Here is a 19,864-nt window from a genome sequence, read left to right as displayed (position 1 = left end):
GGGAGACTGCCAGCCATGCCCAACGACCTGCCGGACCTGGTAGCTTTTAAGCGCGGTGGGACCATGTCCAGTTTGCGTGCTTTCTCACCTCAAACGCCGCTTGATGTGGCCGAGTTAGTGCGATCTTTAACGGCCCGCGATCCGTTGCGGCGACCTTCTACGGCCCGCGAAGTCGTGCAACACTTGATGCGATTAGAGATTGCTACCTTGCGGCAGCGCGTACCGATATAGGGACGCTGGTTGGTAAGTTGGAGCATCATGGCGGTCAGAGGGCCACCAATTTTCGCCGACTTACGCTCTGGCGGAATTCTTCGAGGCCGCCAACACTTCGCGGAATTGAGCATCGAGGGCTTGCCAGATTGGTTCGCGGCTAAAATCGCGCAATACACGTTCGCGGGCTGCCTGACCGTGGCGACGACGGAGATTGTCGTCGAGGAGATATTTCAATAGCGCGGCCGCCAGGCCGCGCGCATCGCCAATCTCGACCACTAGGCCCGTCGCGCTGTCTTGCACGGCGTCGACCGCGCCGGTAGCGCGGAAGGTGACTGTCGGCAACTCCGCCGCGGCGGCCTCTAACACGACATTCGGAAAACCTTCTCGATACGTCGGAAAAGCAAGCACCGACATCGCCCCGTAATAGGGCGCCAAATCGCGGACAAAGCCCGGACGAATGATGCGCGGATGGCCGCCAATCCGGCGGACATAACTGTCGGAAACGGGATCCCCCGTTTCGTAATCGCCAACTAGCAGCAACCAGGCGTCGGGCCGTGTGGTCAAAATTTCATCGAATGCATCGATCAGCTCCGCAATTCCCTTGTCACGCACAAAACGCCCGACGAAGCCAATCACGGGATCGCTCGGGGCCATTCCCCATTCGGCGCGAAGTTTTCGAACTGCGGATTGAACTTCGGGAGTTTGCCTGAAGCGGGACGCATCGACGCCGTTTGAAGAGCCGTTCAGCAGCACGACGGTTTTGTCAGCCGGAGCGCATCGGGCAGCAACAAATTCACGGCGCAGGCTTTCGCTGACGCAAATTACGCGCTGGGCGCATGCCGCGGTGATGACTTCCATCAGCCACAAAATTCGCCGCTTCAATCCGCGCGTGGTTTCCAGACGCAGCCCCCACAGTTGATATACCCGGGCAGGGACCCGGGCCAACCAGGCAGCGGTCAGGCCCAGCAAACTGGCTTTCGCGGTGGCCGTGGTGATGATGTCGGGACGCAGACGGCGTAGCAGCCGCCACAGGCGCCAGAGCGAGGCCAGGTCGGCCAGGGGTCGAATTTCGCGGTGCATGGGAATGCCGATGACATGCACTCCCTCGCGCTGCGCAACCACGTCCAAATCTTCGCCTGGATTGGAAATAGCATAAATCTCATAACCCTGGCTGCGCAGAAACGCCAATTGGCCAGCGCAGAGGTTACGCAGTGCCATGGGAGCCGTCGTCACGTACACCACTCGCCGCGAGCAACTTTGATCTGAGGGCAATGGATCGCACCTCATGGCTTGTGGCCTCGACACAGGACGGCCAAGGAGATGCCGCCGGCGGTTACAGCCATCAATCCGGGATTGATCAGCCACATCAGCCATCGCAGGGGGAGCACCAGTCGCCTACGAAGGAGCGCACGCCCCGATGGTGCTTTGAAACCGGGCGAAAAAAAACAGTGTAACGGCAACAGTCCGGAAGCGGTTAGCATACTGAGTGCTGAAGCAGGGCTCCAGTAACTAAGATGTCCCACACTTTGCAATCTGTAATTGTACTGATTGGTACACAACACGCTGAGCCGATCGTCCAAGGGAATGTGCAGGGCGACGTACCGTGCCCGCTGGCCGATTTTTGCGCAGAAATCCTGGGGTTGAAGGACGTGTTCCACTACGTCGTTCAATGTGATCAAATCGTAATCCTGGTGGTCGTCAAAAAAATCCATGCGCTTATAGCAGATTCCTTCGCGGTTTTTCGCGCGAAACTTTTCCTCTGGAAGAAGATCGTAGCCAACGGCCCGCTGCAGGGCACAGCCCTGGCGAATCAGCCCTTCGTAAATTCCGGCAAAAGTGCCGCCGTTACCACAGCCGACATCCGCATAGCTGCTAAGAGCTTTCAGATCGGGGATGTTGGCCAGCAGCCGCAGGATTTGATCAGCTTTGAACTGATCATCACCGAAATCAACATCGTACTCGCCAGCTTCGTACCGATTTTGAGCAACGTTCATGACGGCTTCCCCGTGGAGTCAACACCGGATCGACCAATGGCCACAGTTGCCTTCGAATGAAACACTATGAAATCGAACGAATAACCTCCACACCTCAGCATTACCACCTGTGATCCATGCGGAGCGGGATTTACCGTTGAGAGAATTTAGTGGGCGGTATGGACCGGCGAGGAACGGGTAGTCGGCGCGCCACCGGTGAGCCATACAGGGGTGATGTAGCTGGTCTGATGCGGACCGGCGCCCCCGCCATCGCTGGTTGCATTGCCAGTGGGGTTCCCAAGCGTTGCTGCGGTTGATACAGCGGCGAGCGCCGAATCAAACCCGGAGTGGCCGCCAAAACTATCATCGCGGGAAAGAATTGCATGCGTTGCCGTACCACCAATCCCAGGTTGGGGATGTAGCTGAATATGAACGCCATGGCGATTGTCGCCAGAATCGCGGTTAACATCAGCGGACAAAACATATAGCGGCTCCAATGACGCAGATTAAGCCAGGAAATAATCATCAAGGTGGTTAAAAACCACGCCTCAGCGCCAGCCAGAAACGCAACCCAGTGGGGAGCCTCCCACGGAAACGGCCGTAAAAATAAAAGACTTAAGCCTGTGACTTCTGGAATTGGTGCGCCCACGTCGTAAATGATTTGCGAGCCGCCGATATCGCCTGAAGACATACGAGTTGAACCTTCCAAGGATTCAAGCAAGCTGCCATGGAGAAGAGCATTGACCTGGTTGGGCGCCAAAGCCATGATTAAAAGTCCGGAGATACAAATGCCGCCCACGGTTAATAATGCCACTCCCCACCGTTTTTGTTTGATCACTTGAGCGGCTCCGATAGCCACCAGCCATATGAAGGCAAAGTGAGGACGCAGGAACATGAAAACTCCTGCGCCAATCCAAGGGACGAGCCAACGGCGCAAGCCTTTTTTCGTGGGATCGGGCACTACCAAACGCAACATGGTGCAGGCGCCCCACAGGACCGGCCCCTCCTTCAGAGTGTCGCTGGAAAAAAATATACCTTCAGGATAGAGACAGACAATCGCCACGAGCCAGAACGGAATGTGCACAGCTTGAGTGCTGCGGACTAAAACATCAAGCAGGGTAAGCAACCCGCTAAAAGCCATGAGGGTAAAGAAGCCCATCACGACTTCCGCCGGCGCGTTGGTAAAGGCGTAAATGACTCCGACTACGAATTCAAACCCGAAATTTCCGATCCCCCCTTGGCTTAAAGCGCCTTGCAGATCACCCACGCGGATGAGTTGTGCAATTTCATGAGCTCGGTATTCATGAAAAATAGAGTCGGCCCGAGCGCCTGAAACTTCAGCCAGAAAATGGACTCGGATCACAAAGATCACTCCCCACAATAGGGCTGAGGCCACGAGGACGGGGGCCCATTGCGCAATGACGGCATTCGCGCGACAAGCCCGCTGAACGCGCCACAGCATTAGCGCCACCATGACAATTGCCACAATGATGCATAGGAAAAGGTGATCCATGAAACTACTCTTTTTTCCTCGTGCGGGATAAACTCAGAGTGGGAAAGACCGCTAAGCTTCTATTTTACCAAATTGGCCAGGGTTTTGGGGATTGCGGCCTGCTGCTCGGCGATATTTTGGCGGGGAGATTGCAGGCATTTTTGATAAATCCGCTTATAACGATTTGCAGCTGCCTCGAGTGTATAGTCCGATTCTGCCAGGCGTCGGCCGGCAAGGGCGATTTTGTGGGCCAGTTCCGGCTCGGTGAGAATTCGCACCACCGCAGCAGCCAAGCCAGAAACATCTGTCACAGGGCGAAGCAAACCTGTTTCTCCCTCACGGACAATTTCGTTTCGCACCCCGGCGATATCGGAAGCTACGATCGGCAAATAGGAAGATAAAGCTTCCAGCCCGACCATGGGCAATCCTTCATAAAACGACGGTAACAAGAACACATCTGCACAGCGCATGAGGCGTGCAGCATCTTTGCGGACTCCCAAGCACAGGACGCGGTCGTTGAGACCGAGTTCCGAAATGGTCCGCTGAGTATCCTCAAACAAGGGTCCTACTCCGACCAAGATTAACCGTGCATTGGGAACCGACTGCAGTACTTCTTTGAAAATTGCCAGCATTCCCAAATGGTTTTTTTGCCGGCAAAAACGGCCGACATGCAGGACCAAGGGGATGTCCGACGGCAGCCCAAGTTCCCCACGCAGTTCGGCGCGCTCTTGCGGATTAGGCGGGTCGTTCAACGCAGCGCCGCTGTGTAACACTTCGCAATTCAAACGCCGCGCGTGGTCGGGAACGACGGCCTCTAAAACACCTAATGACCACGCGGTAACGATGTCCGAATGATTAATGGCGTACCCGGAACTGAGATGTCCATACGCGGCTCTTAACTGCTTCATCCCAGGCCAATGCGACCAGGTTGTTCCGGAATCCAATATAGTGTTGGCAAACGAACTGATGACTTTCACACCGCAGCGACGGGCTATCCACACGGGCAAGCCGCCGTAAACTTCCGCGTGATTATGCAGAATATCGTATCGGCCTTCTCGAATGGTGCGACTTAGCTTCCGTGCAAAACCAACGTGTAGTGGAGTAAGCCGACCGTGATACAATCGAGCGCCTGTCGATAATGCCTCCGGCGTTAAGACTCCTGTATTTCTGCCGTTGCAGAAGATATCCATGGTGATTTCGTCGCGCGGAATCTGGCGCAACAGCGAAATCAAAAAGGTTTCGACGCCTCCTACGTTGAGCCAATGAATTAAATGCAATACGCGAATCATAGATAAATTATTCGGTGCAAAGCCTGTCGAGGATTATAGGAGCAAGACGCAAATCGAAATTCAATGTGAGCCAGGTTTTTGATTTTGTTTTCGGACCGTGCCTGCCTCGGAGTCGAAGCCTGTCGATTAGCTGATTGCCAATTCGCAGTGGCCGATCCAACCCTCAGCGGGCCGAACTTTCACCGACCATTTTTGGATTAAGTGTTCCAATTTTACATTACTTCCGTTCAGGGATAAGACAATGTCATTTGGACTGAACTGAGCCAACGGAAAGTGGTGCTGATCGAATGCCCGATCGATGAGCGGGATTTTGCGTGGGTCGAGTTGCATCATCAGGGCGTGTACCCATTCTAGTGCGGCCACATTTTTTCCCATTGTCATTGCTCCTAAGGCTACGGGACTGGATGCCAAAGGTCCATCACCCTCCCCGGCGATAATGGCGTCAGTAATGCTTATGACACGGCGTTGTGGAGCTGTCTGCAAGTTTCCCTCCGCGGAGCCGTAATGGATGATGCGTTGTAGGTCCAGGCACATTCGCCAGACGGTGTCGTTGCCGTACCATGAACCTTCCAAATTTCCATCGTTACCGAAAACGGTGCCCGAGCGCCGCGCCAAGCCCGCGAGTTTACTGTAAGTGGCATGCATGAGCATGCTGCGGGATGTATTTGCCTGGTCTAATAGATTTTCCGCACAGCGTTTAAACACCGACGAACCCACATAACAATCGCCGCCGTCTTTCGAGCCGCCTTTGCGATGATGGGGCAAATAATCTTTGGAGCCGTTGATGCCAACCATGTTTTTCAAGGCCGCGGTGAGGCCGGACTTTTTGTGAGTTTTTAGTTTGGGAACGTTGATAATGACATCGGCATCTATGACTTCGCGTGCCACCAGATACTGATGCCGGCCCGGACCGTGCGTGCTCTGCAATATTCTTGGATCGTACATCGTAACCCGAAAGTCATGCCCCTGACTGATAGGTTCTAACTCGCTTTGAGCGCGCAGATCGAATAACACGTATTTAGAAGGATCACGGGGTGTGCTCTCTCGGCGTCGCAATAGACCTTCTTCCAAGAAAGTCACAAGGCGGAAATCTTCTATCCGAATTCTTTGAAATGCCGGCTCAAACTTATCGATCATGGACTGAAGCCCGAGATACTCTGAGAGTAAAGCAAAATCGCAAATTTGCACCGGGGCATCTCCCACGACGACGCTTCTGGGTCTAGCCTTGGCCAAATAATGAAGAATGGCTTCGAGCACCGAGGTGTGTGTAACTAAACATTCCATTCCGTGGCCCGCTAAATTTTCATGCAAAACCCAATTGGGTTTGATCACCACCCGCGTATCGGCAGGCACGAGCTTGGCTAAAGGGTTCCACTGTGGCGTGGAGTAGTGTTCGCGATCTAGGCCTGATGATGCCAGCAACCGGCGCATTAGCTTTAAAGCGGTCGTCTGCGGGACTTCTGGTAATTCGGGGAACACTTCCGGCTGTGTGTCGTTATAATCAGCCTTTGTTGCATACTCTACAAATAGTTGTGAGCAATGCTGATCGGTTTCAGATTCGAATGCGGTTGCGGACGTCATACAATCATTATTCGCCTGATGAGCGGAGAAAGCCTAGTCGTTTGGTTTAAGGTATTAGGTTACCGGTTCGGGTTCCTGCACCACTTGGACCAGTTTGCCTTGTGCAGTTCTGCTTATGGCCGGGACCCATTTGATATCGGATGGGAGACCCTCGAGCAACTGAAACAACAGGTTGCGCACTTCACGGTCTTGTGATTCAGAAAACGGGGTGCCACATAAGCGTAGCTCAACTCGAGGCCCTGGCAGCACAGCGACTTGAAATTGCTTGACTGCAGGATATTCCTTCAGAAGATGATTCCAGAAGATGTTGTTGATGGACTTCCCACTGGGCAATTTAATCAAGCCGGCCGAGCGACCCTCAAGCTGACTGATGCAGTAAATTCCGGATTCGTCGCAATGTTCCGCTTGATACGTGCCCAAATCTCCGCAGTCGTAACGTAAGAAGGGCGTCCCGCGGCAGATCGTGCTGGTCCAAATCAGACGTCCGGTTTCTCCAGGTCCAACGACACGGCCTTGCTGGTCGACGATTTCAAGAAACAGCCAAGGGCGAACCACTTTCAGCGCCGTGTTTTCGCCCGTTTGATACGCCATTGCCAGCAATTCGCGTCCACCATAGTTATTGAGAATGGGAACGCCAAAGACCCGTTTGGCTAATTCAATTTGGTGATCGAACAACATTTCACCACCGTTCCATGCCGTGCGGATAGCCCCGGGCGGAAAAGTTTCATTCCGTCGCAAGCAAGCGTCGGCAAAGAATTCCAGCATCGTGGTGAAACCCATCAACGCGACGGGCTGAAGACGATTAATGAGCTGGCAGACTCGGTCCACGGTGTGCTCGTCCATCCGATAACCATCGATGAGCCAGTGATTTTGGACCCGCAAGGAAACCCGGTTGCGGAGCGTAGCCTGGCGGCCGATGTCCCGCTCCGAACCCCAAATTCGGATCAAGGGCATGCCCAACCGCCAGCCTTGTTCTTGCCGAACGAAAAGTTGTCCAGCCATGCTTGCACGCAACATCGCGTGATCGTGAAAATATCGGGTTGGTTCGCCCGTAGATCCGCCTGTTGACGAGGCCTTTCCCTGCAGACCAAGCTCCGCCACCATTTTGATGGGATCAAAATGATCTTGCAAATGTTGTTTGGTGACAATGGGCAACCTCTGCCAATGCTGCCATAATTCATCGGGACCGGACATTTGAGCTGCCTCGCGCCATTCGGGAAGCGCATCGTTACGCTTGCCAAAGTATTGAATTTGAGCCCATAGCCGAGAGGCAAGATCGTGTCGCGCTGCATGTGGCGGGAGAGTTGGAAAACGCTTTAATTCCAGCATCAGCGGGCGAAGTCGCCGCAAGCTAATATTTGCTCTCCAGGCAAGATACGACAGAACATTCATTTCCATATTGGCTGGTTATGTGTTCGGTTAGGCATGCTTTAACTAGCACGGATGCACATTAGGACACACGATGTTTAACTCGGCACCGGAATTGAGGAATTTTGAATTTAAGTATTATGAAGTACAGGCTCGATCAGCCGCCTAAATAAATGTTCGTATTCATCGGCAAATCGTTGCGTCGATAAGTGGGTTTCGGCAAAGACCCTGGCGGCGCGCCCCATCTGCGCTGCTTGCTCCGCAGAGAGATTTCGCAGACGCAATAGCGCCTCGGCCAAGGCCCGCGGATCGTGCGGATCAAACAAAAAGCCGGTCTGGCCGTCTTGAATCAATCGGGGATGATCCAGGACATTACCAATAATAACCGGTCGGCCGCTGGCAAGCGCCTCGCAAACAACGTTGGGTAATCCTTCCGCAATCGACGGGTGGACTAACGCATGATGCTCGGCCAAGCGCTCCGGGACCGTATGAACTTCTCCCAACCATTGCCACTGCGCGGAGAGGCCCAAAGCCGAAATGCGTTTCTCCAATTCGATCCGATAGCGCTCATGCGGCGGCGTCAAATCGGTGCGTTTCCCTGCGTGCCTGACGACAGGTTGTACTCCATGTTCATCTCGTAAGATGGCCAAAGCATCAACTAGGCAATGCCAATTTTTGTAAACTGCGATGCGACCAACAGCCAACAGCTGCAATGGGTCTTGCCATGGCGGCAGCGGTGTAGATTGGAATTTATCCATTTCCACACCGTTCCAAATGCACGAAACCTTCGAACGAATCCAGGGATATTTTTCCGCGTACTCATCTCGTTGAGAGTAAGAATTTAGCGTTAAGTGGTCAGCGAACCGATAGGTGCGATCGATAATCGCCAAGCTGAGTAATCCTGAGCGGCCGAGCACGCTTTCGTGAGCGATTAATCGCTCCGAAACAACAATTTTTGGACGAACCCGCAATCCTACCGCCGCCAACAAAGTCCAGACGTTGGGCCCTGACATAAACGACAGTACAACGTCAAATTTTCCGTTACGAAGTAAGCCGCGTAATTCCCGCACCATGTTCCAGGACACTTTGCGTTGCTTCACGTGGCAATGCAGCGGGATACCAGCTTCATCGAGCAACGGTTGATAAAAATTTTGTGCCCGGTAGGTAAAGAATTCGACATGATGGCCGCGCGCGGTCAATTCTCGGGCCAGCGTTACCAACTGCCGCTCAGCGCCCCCCGATGCCAGACTGCCGATAACGAACAATAATCGAAGCGGACGTGGATTCATTGCAACCGAAACTGCGGATTCCGCAGGAGTCAAGGACACGCCAGGCAATGTAATATTGCTGCGAGTTAATGTGGCAGCTTCGGCTGAGTGAATTTCCGACAAAGATTTATTCATCACGCTGGCAATGGCCTGTTTTGGAACAAATACATGGCCATGACCTTTGTACGAGTTGCCCGTTTTTCCAAAGCCAAATTTTTGCAGAACGAGTATGTTGCTCTCTTGGAAATCAGAAAAGTCTTGGTTTCACGTTCGCGATCAGCAGCACAACTCAAACAGGCCACATTACTTATAATCGTAAAGCCCGTTGAGTCGCAGGCAAACCAATTTCCGTGTAGGTTGTGGATCAATTGGGTGCCATTCCGCCAATCGCTCGATCAATTTGTCGAAATCCCCACCAGCACAAACCTGCAAAGCATAATATGCCAACCACGTTAGCGACGACGACGACCCAAGCCACGCCCGGCAAGCCGAAACGCGGAACCGCCCAAACGCAGCCAAAATAAATGATTGCTAGTCTGACGACGTGTACCGGAACCTGGACGACGAACCGCCGCATGGAAGTGATCGCCGTGCCAAGAACTTGCCCGATGCCATCGATCATCGCTGCCAGCATGAGGATCACAAATACGTCGACGTCCGCGGCATAAGCAGGCGTGTATATCAACGATAAAATCAGCTTGCCAGCCACCGCGGCTATCACGATTCCAGGCAACCCGACCGCCAACGAGAGGGTAATCGTTTTCAGCGTCAGCCGCAGCAGCGTGGCCCGTTGCTGCTGCACATACAGGATGGCCAAGCGGGAATACATCGATTGCGCCACCGCGCCCACGATCAAGTTCTGCGCCGAGGCCAGCGAGAGCAACGCCACGTACACTCCCAGCCTGGCTTCCCCCAGATCGTCCTTCAGGATGTAACGCGGCACGCTGGTTGTGAAGGCGATGATCGCCAGCACCGTCGTCAGCGGAGTGCCCATGGCCAGCAAACGCCGCACCGCGGGCCAACTCCATTGGGGCCGCAGCGTCTGCCAAATGCGTAAACCCGGGTCCCCCGCGACGCCAGCCGGCGCATGTGCCGAAATCAACCGGGCCGCCCATGGCATTTCAAAACAGGCCAGCCGAATGACCGAGGCCACCACCAAACCGCCCACGCCCCACAGCAGGTTATGGGTCAGTCCAAAGCCCAGGGCCATCAACAGGCACATCAGCACCGCCTGCAAAAAATAGGCCGCGGCGATAATGTCGATGCGCTCGTATCGTTGGAACAACCCCGAATACAATTCGCTGAGCGATTCGATGGAGTTCCACAAGGCCACCAGCGCAATCAAGGCCGCCGTGCCGCGATCCGGGCCATTCACCACCGTCATCCCCGCCACGATCGCCAATCCCAGGCTGGTGCTCAGCAGCGCGAAGCAAAAAAACTCGTTGAAGCGAATTTCGTTGCGAGCATCCGTGGCCTGCAACGTTCGCAGCGCAAAGCGGCAGAACATGACGGTGGGAATGCAAAATGCAAAGGCCCAACCGTATTGACCCACCAACGTCTGGGATAATTCCTTGCTGGAGAGCTTGGCGATGATAATCACCACCATCGCCCGCGCGGCCGAATACAGCCCCGTGCCCAGGAGCATCCACACGGCATTGGCCCGATTGGCTTCCGGGCCCGAACGCAGCCGTTTACGCACGACAGACCGCAGCCACCCGAATGTGCCCGGCCCGGGACCCACGCTGAAATTAGCCCATCGTTCCATTAACTGTCCCAGAAATCTTGAAACACACCACAATCAAAAATCACATCAGGTTGCAAACTGCGCGCCTCGCCGAACGTTTTAAGTGCAAATTCAGTAACACGTCTTATTTTGCCGAACCGACACTACAATTTGTTGATACTCTTTGCCAGCAGAAGATCCTTTTATTTGGGCCCTGTTGCTATTGGGCAACGCGGTTGGACGGTCAAAAGCACCAACTCACATTGGAGAACGGCAGTTTACGGTTTCCAGCCGTGGCTGACCAACGCGGCTGCCAGTTTGTCGAGCGAAGTCAGCTCGACAATTTCCGTGGTCTGAAAAGTGACATTCGTGGCGGCTTCGACCGCCATGATAATATCCAAGTGGCGCAGCGAATCCCAGGCATCCAGCGTTTCGCTGCTGGCATCGCCGGGAACCGCATCCAATGGCAATTGCAGCGTGTCGGCCACCAGCTTTCGCAAGAATTCATTGCCCATTCGCGCTGCCCCCTTCTTGCTTGCTGATCCACTGCGGAAAGACCACTTGAGCGGCGTCGATTTTGAACTTCAAGTTTTCGTCGCCAGCCGACTGTAGAGGAATGTTCAATCGTTCGAGAAATTGCCGCGCTGGAGCGTTCTTTTTGGTGGAAATAAACGTCCCGTGCAAAGCCGATCCCGCTTCCGCCGCTTCCGTGGCCAAGGTCGCCAAAAAAGCGTCTTCCACGCCGCGCCCCAGGGCCCGGCAACTCATCAGAAATGTATCCAGCAGCCAGGCGTCACTCCGTCGTTCCACAATCGCCGCGCCGATTAGGCCCTGCTTGCCAAAGCGGTCTTGAAGGCTGATGGCGTACAGTCCGTATGATGGATTAGACAATTTGGCTCGGATGTCTCCCTCGGTGTATCGGCGCGTTGTGAAATTGAATTGGTTCGTGCGCTGTGTCAACTGCGAGAAGCGCGGAACTGCATAGACATCGGGATGCGTGATGCTGACAATCATTCCCAGCGAACGATAAAATTCTCCCAGGTCGCTCGGCGGGGCGGCCGTGATCCACTGTTGTCGATCGGTCTCCTGGCGGTACATTTCGCCTCGGCGACGGTCTTCTTCCGTCAAATTCACCACGTCGAAACAATCCAGGCTCAACAACGTCCGGGCATAGGCGGAAGGATCCCCGGGCACTTCCGGCACTAGCACGGCCGGATGTTGGCTGCGAACCGCTTCCCGTTCCCGCGGCTCATCGTCCCAAAACACAAAGCTATCCAACCCCAAGTTCAAGTTTTGAGCGATCCGGGGCAGAGACTCCGACTTTGGATTCCAGTGAATTTCCAGGCAAGCGAAATCGCGCCGCCGCAGCACCATTTCCGGATGCTGATCGAGCACTTCCAAAGCGTCGGCCGGGTTGTTTTTGCTGGCCACAGCCAACACCACGCCGCGCTGTGCCAACGCCAAAATAGCCAGTTGGAATTCGCGAAACGCTAAACCGACGCCCTCCTGCCCCAGAGCAATTCCCTGCGGGCCGTCCTCGCCCAGCACCCCGCCCCAGAGCGTGTTATCCAAATCCAGCACCAAGCATTTCCGCTGCGGTACATAAAGTGCGGACAAGTATCGCGAGTAAAGTGCGGCCACCTGGCTCAACGCTCCGCGGCCAAGCCGCATCCGGCCCAAGTGCCACAGCCGATCGTCGAATAAGGCGTTCCGCCCATGTTCTCCCACAAAGCCCACGTAATCGATTATTCGCACCCGCGGATTCGATTCGGCCAATGTGCGGAGCAGTTCGTTAAGAATATCAACCGCCGCGCCGGCGGAAAATCCGCCGTTGTCTTCCAGCGTGCCCAGTGGGTTAAGGCTGGGCCGCGCAAAATTGTGAACGAGTAACGTTGATTGTGGCGACAAACTCGCCAGCAGTCCGTTGATGACGGTCGTCAAGCGTTGCCAAGCGGCGCCGGCAGTGGCTGCAGCATCGGCGCGGCGCGGCAATAAATCGCCGGGATGCAAGGGCGGAAGAAGATCAGTTGCATCGGCAAACAGCACCGCCACTTCCGGGGCAAATTGATGCAGCGGGGATTGCGGATTCAACGCTTCCGGCTCCCACATGCCATAGCCGGTGAAGTAGAACTCAGCCTGCAACCCGGCGCGCGCCAGCGCCTCGCTCAACGGCCGCTTCAGCAAGTCCAAGTTGAACGAGCACAGTACCGCAATGCGCTTGGGCTGCAAAGCCATGAGATATCGGTTTTGCCCTTCCGAGCAATTTATGCTCGATTAGATATTAAAGGAGTATGCCTGCCAGGAACGCCAAATACCAAGGTCTCCGGGCCCACGTTTTGGGTGACCACCGAATTGGCACTAACCTTTGAACCTCGTCCCACGCGATTCGATGCCTGCACCGTGGCATGTGTTCCCAAAAATACTTCCTCTTCCAGGATGCTAAAACCGTTCATGGTGGCATAGGGGGACAAGTTACAAAACTGCCCGATCTGGGTATCGTGTCCGGCGGACGCATAGATGTTCATCGCCACGAAATTGGCCAATTTGGCTTCGTTCATGATGGTCACAAACGGATAAATAACGCAGCCCTCGCCCAATTTCGCGCTGGCGTCGACATAGGCCGTGGGATGAATCAGAGAGAGAAAAATCGCTCCGCGGGCAGTTAGCTCTTCCGTGACGCGACGGCGGTGATCGATATCGCCGATTCCCAACAGAAAACGATCGTTCTTCTCGGGCGTGTATTTTTCGGGGGCCGCGAGGACCGGCTCGGGGATTTTGAACCGTTCCAAATCACGCGGATTGTGCGACAAAAAACCTTTTAATCGCACACTGCCCGCGGGAAAACATTGCGGAATGAATTGACGGATTTCCCGGGCAAAACCGCCGGCACCAACGACGATGAGATCGTGCATGATTGTTCTCAAAAAGCGCAGGCAAGGTGGCTCTACTTTAGGAGTCCGCCTTATGTTCCTTGTGGGCGGCCGACATGGTCAACTATAGCATTCAAGCCCGCTTTTCCAACGCGGCCTGGTAACCGCGAACCAGATCGGAAAATGTGCGAATGTGAGTGCCGCATTGGCGAAACGGATCAACTCCCAGCTCTTGTTCCAGGATGACCACGACTTGGGCCAGATCGAGCGAATCGAGGCCAACCTCGGCAAATAACAAATCATCGTCTTCAAATGGCCTCCGTGGACGGCTGGTTCCTTCCAGCACATGCTGGATCGTCGCGTTTACCTTAGCCCGAACGTTTTCAATGTTATCCATGCTCATCTTCTCCCCTTTTAGCGTGGCCTAATCATTGCTCGATTCGCAGGAGACGCTGGCACACGTCCAATTCTTATTCTTGTGCCTTCGGCTAATTCGCTGCTTATCCAACCGATATTATGAATTCAAAATATTCGGTAGCTGTTCCAAGGTGTGAATTTCGCACTTTGCCGCATGATTTTTTTCTACCGGTTCCAATGCCGAATATTCCCCGCTGCCGCGTTGGATGCGGATGGTTAACCAGCCTAGCTGATTGGGAGCAATAAAATCTTTTTTGGGGTTATCGGCCACATACACCAAACACTGCGGTTCATCTTGCATTCCCAATGCCCCCGCGATTTTTTGAAAGGGGACCAGCGACGGTTTTCGCTGCTCGGGGCCTAAATCGTCGGTATACATCGTGGCTGTAAACCGGGAATCTAATCCCAGTGCCCGCACCTTATTTCGCTGAGTTCGACCAAATCCGTCGGTCAGTAATCCCATCTTCGTGGTCGTACCAAAATGTTCCAGAACCCATCTGGCGTCGGGAAAAAGTTGCAATCGAGGGTTATGAGATCGATAGATTTCGACAAGCTCGGCAATCAGTTTGGGGGTCGTTTCAACTCCGAGTTGCGCTAGGGCGACATCAATCACCGTTCCGCGCAGACCACCTTGAAATAACTTTTGGGCTGTGGAAAAAAACCCTTGAATGCTGCGGCGGCGGAGCTCTTCGTCGACGGCTTGGAATCCGCTGGCGACAAAATCGTGTTCCGGATACAAGGTATCGTCCAAATCAAACACGATAACCGCGTTTCGGTCCACGCCGTGGATCATGCCAGCTCCTCGCTCTGAGGAAACACGGCCGCATCATAACGCAGCATTGCCACGCCATCGCGCCAACCGTCGAATTCAATACGAAACGGCAATCCCGCCAGCTGTGCCAAAATCCAGCCGGGATAATCTGCTCCCGCGGCGTAAGATAACGGATATCCGCCCCCAAAGCGTGGATTGATTTCAATGAACGACAATTTTCCGGTGTCCGCTACGCGAAAACATTGGATCGTCAGGCACCCGCGAGCGCCGGGCAAAGCCTCCGCCACCCGGCGAGCAGCGTCCATAATGTCGCGGCTTTTACATGTGATTCCTTTGCTGACCTCACCAGCTCGTGTTTCAATTCGCATGCGTGGCACGGCGCACAAGGCATGGCCAGAAAAATCAACCAGCACGTCGACGGTATATTCTTGTCCCTTGATGCATGACTGAATCATGGGATTGGGCGTGCGATTCCAAAAAAAATGCAACTCTTCCAAATTGTATATTTTAACGACTCCGACGCTGCTGCTGCCGTCAGCGGGCTTCATCAAAACCGGCTGTTTCCAATCGTACTTGTGTTCTAATTCGTCAATCGACAGCAGCCGCGGAGTATCAATGTCATGCTTGCGAAAAAAACCTTCCGTCAGATTTTTGTCGTTGGATATTCGATTGGTTTCCTCGTCGCAGACCAGCAGCGTGGTTCCCTGTGCGGCGAATTCTTCCCGGTGCCTGCTTAAAGGAATTAACTCGGGGTCGATCAGGGGCACGACCAGATCAATTTGCTGGTCCTGGCAGAATTGCTTCAAAGTGGGAATCCAATTTGGATCCTGGATCTGCGGCAAAAGGACTTTTTCGTCCGCCACGAATAGAGCTGGGGCGTTTTTCTTGGCATCGCCAGCATAAATTTGGCTCATCAGTCCCAACCGATGCAGCGACTCACGAAAGGCGCGCATCAACGCCACACGCCGGCCGGCGCTTGTGAACAAGATTTTGATTCGGCGAGCTTTGGACATTGAAAAAGATCGCTTGTAATTCAGCCAACACTACACGGAAGTAGCCCAAGAACACCAAAGGCGCCTTTCGCGAATAGGCTGTGGTAACGCGGCCTCAATCCGCAGACGCCTCTTCACGAATCTCGCGCACCAGCACGAACGCCTCAGCAGCTTTCAATCCGGCCGTGCTGCCTCGAAGCCGGGCCAAGGCCTCTAAATTCGCCAACGAACGGGGGTGCGGCGCAGAGAATAGTTGACTCTTGATACACCCCATGGCAGCTAATTTCTTGGATAAACATGCATCGATGTCGACAAACACCGTGGGCTGGAAAGCGTAGCCGGCAAGGGGCGGTCCCCACTCAGTTTCCGAAAGCGTTTCGTAGGCCAAAATGCGATGCACCACAATTCGTCCCGCAGGACGAGCAGCAACCAGACAGGCCTGGTACGTTAGACCATGTTCGAAGTGCATGTCGCCAAAGTGCGGAACGTACAGTGTGTGAGGCTGCAGTTCGTCGATCACCCGGCGAATGGCGTCGGCCACCGTGTGCCTCGGAATCGTATCCATGCGGGGCGCGGGAAAATCAAGGTATTGAACGCTTTTGATGCCCAATAAGCCGTGAGCTTCTTTTAACTCGGCACGGGTTTGGGCAACCTGTTCTTCGCGGTAAACCTCGGGGGCGCCCCGCGTAACCACGGCCACATGCACTTCGTCGCCGCCGGCAGTGTGTCGCGCCATAACACCCCCGCAGCCGAGAATTTCGTCATCCGGATGGGGTGCTATCACCAATACACGCACGGCTGTTTTGCTCTGGCGGGAAGTAGAATGAATGGATTCGACGCGGCAGTCGATCGATGCGACAGGTTGCGGAGAACTGATCTGCCACTCAAATCAATGGCATGGATTTCGGCGTAGATCGCTGGTCAGAAGTGAATCGGAGCCAAACCTCGGTGATCAGCCCTCTGGCTGGCTGTTAGCTGGTGGTGATTTCCTTGAGCATTTCGTGGGCCCAGGTGCTGCGGCTTAGGCGTTCATTGCCTTGGGTGCTCAAGAATTTAACATTGCTGTATTTAGCATCGCGGTAATCGAGAATGTCGCCCCGAGCAATTGCTTCCAGCACTTGCTCGATGCCGCGCTCCAACGTCCACTGCGGCTCAAAATTCAATTGGTTGCGGATTTTCGCGAAGCTGACTTTGTAGTTGCGGCGATCCGTGTCTTTTTCGTCGACAAGCAGATCGGCGCCGGGCACGTGCTGATGCACAATCTCGCCCACCTGCTTGATGGTGTAGTTTTGTGCGTCGCAGCCGACGTTGAAAATTTCGTCGCCGACGATTTCCAGCGGAGAAGCCAGGACGCTGGCTATGGCCAAGGCCGCATCGTCAACATGCACGAACGGCCGCCACTGATTCCCTCCCATGACCGTAATTTGGCCGTCGATTTTAGCCTTGGCCGTCAACAGGTTGACAACCAAATCGAAGCGGGTCCGGCCGGAAAGGCCATAGATCGTGGAAAAACGCAAGATGGTCGGTGCAAAACGGCCGTCGGACATTTGCCGCAACACTCGCTCCGCCGCCAATTTGGTGTTTCCGTAATGTGAAACCGGCCGGGTGTGCGACCGCTCGTCGAGCACTTCGTCGCAAGCGCCGTACACGGAGCAGGTGCTGGCAAAGACAAAGCGTTCCACGCCGCAAAGGCGCGCGACTTCGGCCACCATCCGCGTGGCCGACAGATTGACTTCGGTCGTCAGTTCCTTGTCGAGCTCGCAGGCCGGATCGCCAACGATGGCGCCGAGGTGGACCACCGCATCCATATCTTGCATTGCTTCCACGATTTTTCCCACGTGACGGAAGTCTCCCTGCACGACTTCCAAATTCGGATGGCCCAGGACCGAGTCGATTGGCTCGGTATCGTATAGCAACAAATCAAGTAAGCGGACGCGGTAACCGCCAGCCAATAACTTTGGAAGCAGAGCCGAGCCGATGTAGCCGGCGCCGCCGATGACTAACACATTTTTGCCCTGTCCGCGGCGCGCGTTGAGGACGCGTTCACGTTCCGGATCCGCAATTTTCTTCCAAATTTGCAACCACACCCGCGAACTTACCAACACCACCGTGGTGAGTCCCCAGGAAATAAGAAAGGCAATTCGCGGCAGGGTCAAATTGCCAAACTGTAGTCCAAAATGAAGAAAACCATAAATCAAATAACTTAAACCGACCGCCTGCAGCACTATCAGCGCTTTGTAGCGCCCCTGATAAAACCGGCCGTACGTGTAAAACCCATTCAGGTAGAAAACAGCCACGCAAATCAGCGTCAGCGGCCACGCCGCGTCCGCATATGCCCCGATCATGATCCAAAAGTGCTGCGACAAAGTTTTATCGGGCGGTACATCTCCCCGCAACACGTGATAAAACCATGTTAGCGATAATGCCGCTAACAGCGAGAACTGCACCATCAACACGTCGGCGAAAATGCGCAGCAGCATTCCCGGCGTGATTCTTCCGTTGGTAGCTTTAAACATAGCGGGTTACCTTCCTCATGAGGTGTCGTTCGATGGACGAATTGATCAAACAACGATGGCTTCACGTGAAGCCAGCACTCCTTTTCCTCTGTTGCCGGAAGTATTTTCTGAGTGTGATTCTAGGCGGTTCAAAATGTAAGGAAGCAATGCTTATTGAGCGGCTAAATGTGCCCTGATTTCCACAGCCGATTCGTGAATGCGCTGACAAGCACGGCAGATTTCCAGTGCTGTTTCGTCCGTCATGTGCGACCACAATGGCAAACTTAAACTCGACGCAGCCAGCCACTGGGTGACCTCCAATCGCCCCTCGGGCGGAGAAAATTGTCGGTAAGCCGTTTGGCGATGCGCGGGTGGATCATAGTATTTTCGTGTGTCGATATTCTCCGCAGCCAGAGCCCGGGCGAATTCATCTCGCGACAATCCAAAGGCGGAGGAATCCACGGTAATGGAAAAATCCTTGTACGAGCAGCGGTTGCCGGACAGCACTTCCTGGAAGCCCAGGCCGGGCAGCCGGCCGAGTTCGCGGCGAAATATGGCCACGATTTCTTGCCGACGGGCTGCGTGTTTTTCCAATAACGCCAAGCTGTGCCGACCCAGGCAAGCGTGAAACTCGCTCATTCGGGCATTGATGCCCGCGAACAAACTATCGTAACCGTTTCCCATGCCGTATTCACGACCACGCCGAATCTTTTCCGCCAATTCATCGGAATTCGTGGCCACAATCCCCCCTTCGCCTGCCACGACAAGCTTCGTGGGGCTCAAACTGTACACCTGCGCGTCGCCTTGTGGTCCTACGGGGACGCCTTGGTATCTGGCGCCGAATCCGTGGGCTGCGTCAAACACCAATTTCAGATTGCGGCGTTTTGCAATTTGTTCTAATGCGGCAATATCGGCCGGGTTGCCAAAGTTGTGTACCGCAACAATGGCGGACGTCGTGGGAGTAATGGCCCGCTCCACTGCGGCCGGATCAAGGTTGTGCGTGTGACGGTCGACGTCGGCAAAAATCGGCTTCAGCCCCGCCCACACGGCGGCACTGATCGTGGCCATAAATGTAAAGCTGGGAGCTATAATCTCGCCTTTCAGCCCGAGGCCTTGATAGGTAAGCATCAATCCCGTGGTGCAACTGGAAACGGCGACGGCATGTCTGGCCTTCAAATGTCCGGCGGCAGCTTCTTCAAAAGCCCGCAAATGACGGCCTCGAGTCACCATCCCGGAGTTGATGATTTCGGAAAGCTCGGACGAAAGCTCGGCGAATGTGGGTAGGGTGGGGCGGACAATCGGAAGCAATTGTTCAAAAGCAGGTTTACCGCCGACGATTGCGGGAGATTTCATCGAGATGTCCATCGCGGTTGACATTATGTTTCTCAAACTTCCAGTAAATTATTTTTCA

At 54.5% G+C, this 19,864-nt stretch carries 18 protein-coding genes; 2 read left to right on the top strand and 16 right to left on the bottom strand.

The features are described from left to right. Positions 1-231 (top strand): hypothetical protein (locus VMJ32_17175; GenBank protein HTQ40757.1); only part of this gene is annotated, 231 nt, incomplete at its 5' end. Between the two features lie 60 nt (positions 232-291). Here the strand turns inward: VMJ32_17175 and VMJ32_17170 are convergent. Further along, complete coding sequence (locus VMJ32_17170; GenBank protein HTQ40756.1) at positions 292-1,500, bottom strand: glycosyltransferase family 4 protein; 1,209 nt, start codon at positions 1,498-1,500, stop codon at positions 292-294. A 239-nt stretch (positions 1,501-1,739) separates the two neighbouring features. Between VMJ32_17170 and VMJ32_17165 the strand changes: the two genes are divergently transcribed. Next, the gene (locus tag VMJ32_17165; protein HTQ40755.1) at positions 1,740-2,267 is read left to right on the top strand and encodes a hypothetical protein; all 528 of its coding nucleotides are present in this window, start codon (positions 1,740-1,742) and stop codon (positions 2,265-2,267) included. Between the two features lie 70 nt (positions 2,268-2,337). Here VMJ32_17165 and VMJ32_17160 read toward each other — a convergent pair whose 3' ends face one another. The 15 genes from VMJ32_17160 to VMJ32_17090 form a co-directional block, all read right to left on the bottom strand. Continuing rightward, a complete protein-coding gene (locus VMJ32_17160) occupies positions 2,338-3,699 on the bottom strand; it encodes a hypothetical protein (protein ID HTQ40754.1) in 1,362 nt (453 codons plus the stop codon). Between the two features lie 59 nt (positions 3,700-3,758). Continuing rightward, entirely contained in the window at positions 3,759-4,967 is a 1,209-nt protein-coding gene (locus tag VMJ32_17155) for a glycosyltransferase (protein ID HTQ40753.1), read from the bottom strand. 126 nt (positions 4,968-5,093) lie between these two features. Beyond that, positions 5,094-6,548 carry a DUF362 domain-containing protein gene (locus VMJ32_17150; protein ID HTQ40752.1) on the bottom strand — a complete coding sequence of 485 codons (1,455 nt, stop codon included), beginning with the start codon at positions 6,546-6,548 and terminating at the stop codon, positions 5,094-5,096. A gap of 54 nt (positions 6,549-6,602) precedes the next feature. After that, positions 6,603-7,742 carry an AMP-binding protein gene (locus tag VMJ32_17145; protein ID HTQ40751.1) on the bottom strand — a complete coding sequence of 380 codons (1,140 nt, stop codon included), beginning with the start codon at positions 7,740-7,742 and terminating at the stop codon, positions 6,603-6,605. 305 nt (positions 7,743-8,047) lie between these two features. Then, positions 8,048-9,205: a glycosyltransferase family 4 protein gene (locus VMJ32_17140; GenBank protein ID HTQ40750.1), complete on the bottom strand. Its 1,158-nt coding sequence runs from the start codon at positions 9,203-9,205 to the stop codon at positions 8,048-8,050. A gap of 343 nt (positions 9,206-9,548) precedes the next feature. Next, on the bottom strand, positions 9,549-10,949 hold the full coding sequence (locus VMJ32_17135) for a hypothetical protein (GenBank protein ID HTQ40749.1): 1,401 nt from the start codon (positions 10,947-10,949) through the stop codon (positions 9,549-9,551). Between the two features lie 236 nt (positions 10,950-11,185). Then, a complete protein-coding gene (locus VMJ32_17130; GenBank protein ID HTQ40748.1) occupies positions 11,186-11,422 on the bottom strand; it encodes an acyl carrier protein in 237 nt (78 codons plus the stop codon). Continuing rightward, on the bottom strand, positions 11,412-13,142 hold the full coding sequence (locus VMJ32_17125) for an HAD-IIIC family phosphatase (protein HTQ40747.1): 1,731 nt from the start codon (positions 13,140-13,142) through the stop codon (positions 11,412-11,414). The genes VMJ32_17130 and VMJ32_17125 overlap by 11 nt, the downstream gene beginning before the upstream one ends. A 29-nt stretch (positions 13,143-13,171) precedes the next feature. Next, entirely contained in the window at positions 13,172-13,819 is a 648-nt protein-coding gene (locus tag VMJ32_17120) for an acetyltransferase (protein ID HTQ40746.1), read from the bottom strand. Between the two features lie 91 nt (positions 13,820-13,910). Further along, a complete protein-coding gene (locus VMJ32_17115) occupies positions 13,911-14,174 on the bottom strand; it encodes an acyl carrier protein (GenBank protein HTQ40745.1) in 264 nt (87 codons plus the stop codon). Positions 14,175-14,291: 117 nt separating this feature from the next. Further along, positions 14,292-14,987 carry an HAD family hydrolase gene (locus tag VMJ32_17110; protein ID HTQ40744.1) on the bottom strand — a complete coding sequence of 232 codons (696 nt, stop codon included), beginning with the start codon at positions 14,985-14,987 and terminating at the stop codon, positions 14,292-14,294. Further along, complete coding sequence (locus VMJ32_17105) at positions 14,984-15,979, bottom strand: ATP-grasp domain-containing protein (protein ID HTQ40743.1); 996 nt, start codon at positions 15,977-15,979, stop codon at positions 14,984-14,986. The genes VMJ32_17110 and VMJ32_17105 overlap by 4 nt, the downstream gene beginning before the upstream one ends. A 94-nt stretch (positions 15,980-16,073) precedes the next feature. Beyond that, positions 16,074-16,742: a PIG-L deacetylase family protein gene (locus VMJ32_17100; protein HTQ40742.1), complete on the bottom strand. Its 669-nt coding sequence runs from the start codon at positions 16,740-16,742 to the stop codon at positions 16,074-16,076. A 187-nt stretch (positions 16,743-16,929) separates the two neighbouring features. Beyond that, a complete protein-coding gene (locus VMJ32_17095; protein ID HTQ40741.1) occupies positions 16,930-18,474 on the bottom strand; it encodes an SDR family oxidoreductase in 1,545 nt (514 codons plus the stop codon). 150 nt (positions 18,475-18,624) lie between these two features. Then, positions 18,625-19,806: a DegT/DnrJ/EryC1/StrS family aminotransferase gene (locus tag VMJ32_17090; protein HTQ40740.1), complete on the bottom strand. Its 1,182-nt coding sequence runs from the start codon at positions 19,804-19,806 to the stop codon at positions 18,625-18,627. Positions 19,807-19,864: the final 58 nt, after the last annotated feature.

This window comes from Pirellulales bacterium, from assembly GCA_035499655.1.
Taxonomy (GTDB): Bacteria; Planctomycetota; Planctomycetia; order Pirellulales; family JADZDJ01; genus DATJYL01.
This window is presented reverse-complemented; position numbering and strand designations above follow the sequence as displayed.

Excerpts from the sequence above, each read along its gene's own strand:
- VMJ32_17170 (HTQ40756.1), bottom strand. The coding sequence starts at position 1,500 with ATGAGGTGCGATCCATTGCCCTCAGATCAAAGTTGCTCGCGGCGAGTG.
- VMJ32_17160 (HTQ40754.1), bottom strand. The coding sequence starts at position 3,699 with ATGGATCACCTTTTCCTATGCATCATTGTGGCAATTGTCATGGTGGCG.
- VMJ32_17155 (HTQ40753.1), bottom strand. The coding sequence starts at position 4,967 with ATGATTCGCGTATTGCATTTAATTCATTGGCTCAACGTAGGAGGCGTC.
- VMJ32_17150 (HTQ40752.1), bottom strand. The coding sequence starts at position 6,548 with ATGACGTCCGCAACCGCATTCGAATCTGAAACCGATCAGCATTGCTCA.
- VMJ32_17145 (HTQ40751.1), bottom strand. The coding sequence starts at position 7,742 with ATGTCCGGTCCCGATGAATTATGGCAGCATTGGCAGAGGTTGCCCATT.
- VMJ32_17140 (HTQ40750.1), bottom strand. The coding sequence starts at position 9,205 with ATGAATCCACGTCCGCTTCGATTATTGTTCGTTATCGGCAGTCTGGCA.
- VMJ32_17135 (HTQ40749.1), bottom strand. The coding sequence starts at position 10,949 with ATGGAACGATGGGCTAATTTCAGCGTGGGTCCCGGGCCGGGCACATTC.
- VMJ32_17130 (HTQ40748.1), bottom strand. The coding sequence starts at position 11,422 with ATGGGCAATGAATTCTTGCGAAAGCTGGTGGCCGACACGCTGCAATTG.
- VMJ32_17125 (HTQ40747.1), bottom strand. The coding sequence starts at position 13,142 with ATGGCTTTGCAGCCCAAGCGCATTGCGGTACTGTGCTCGTTCAACTTG.
- VMJ32_17120 (HTQ40746.1), bottom strand. The coding sequence starts at position 13,819 with ATGCACGATCTCATCGTCGTTGGTGCCGGCGGTTTTGCCCGGGAAATC.
- VMJ32_17115 (HTQ40745.1), bottom strand. The coding sequence starts at position 14,174 with ATGGATAACATTGAAAACGTTCGGGCTAAGGTAAACGCGACGATCCAG.
- VMJ32_17110 (HTQ40744.1), bottom strand. The coding sequence starts at position 14,987 with ATGATCCACGGCGTGGACCGAAACGCGGTTATCGTGTTTGATTTGGAC.
- VMJ32_17105 (HTQ40743.1), bottom strand. The coding sequence starts at position 15,979 with ATGTCCAAAGCTCGCCGAATCAAAATCTTGTTCACAAGCGCCGGCCGG.
- VMJ32_17095 (HTQ40741.1), bottom strand. The coding sequence starts at position 18,474 with ATGTTTAAAGCTACCAACGGAAGAATCACGCCGGGAATGCTGCTGCGC.
- VMJ32_17090 (HTQ40740.1), bottom strand. The coding sequence starts at position 19,806 with ATGAAATCTCCCGCAATCGTCGGCGGTAAACCTGCTTTTGAACAATTG.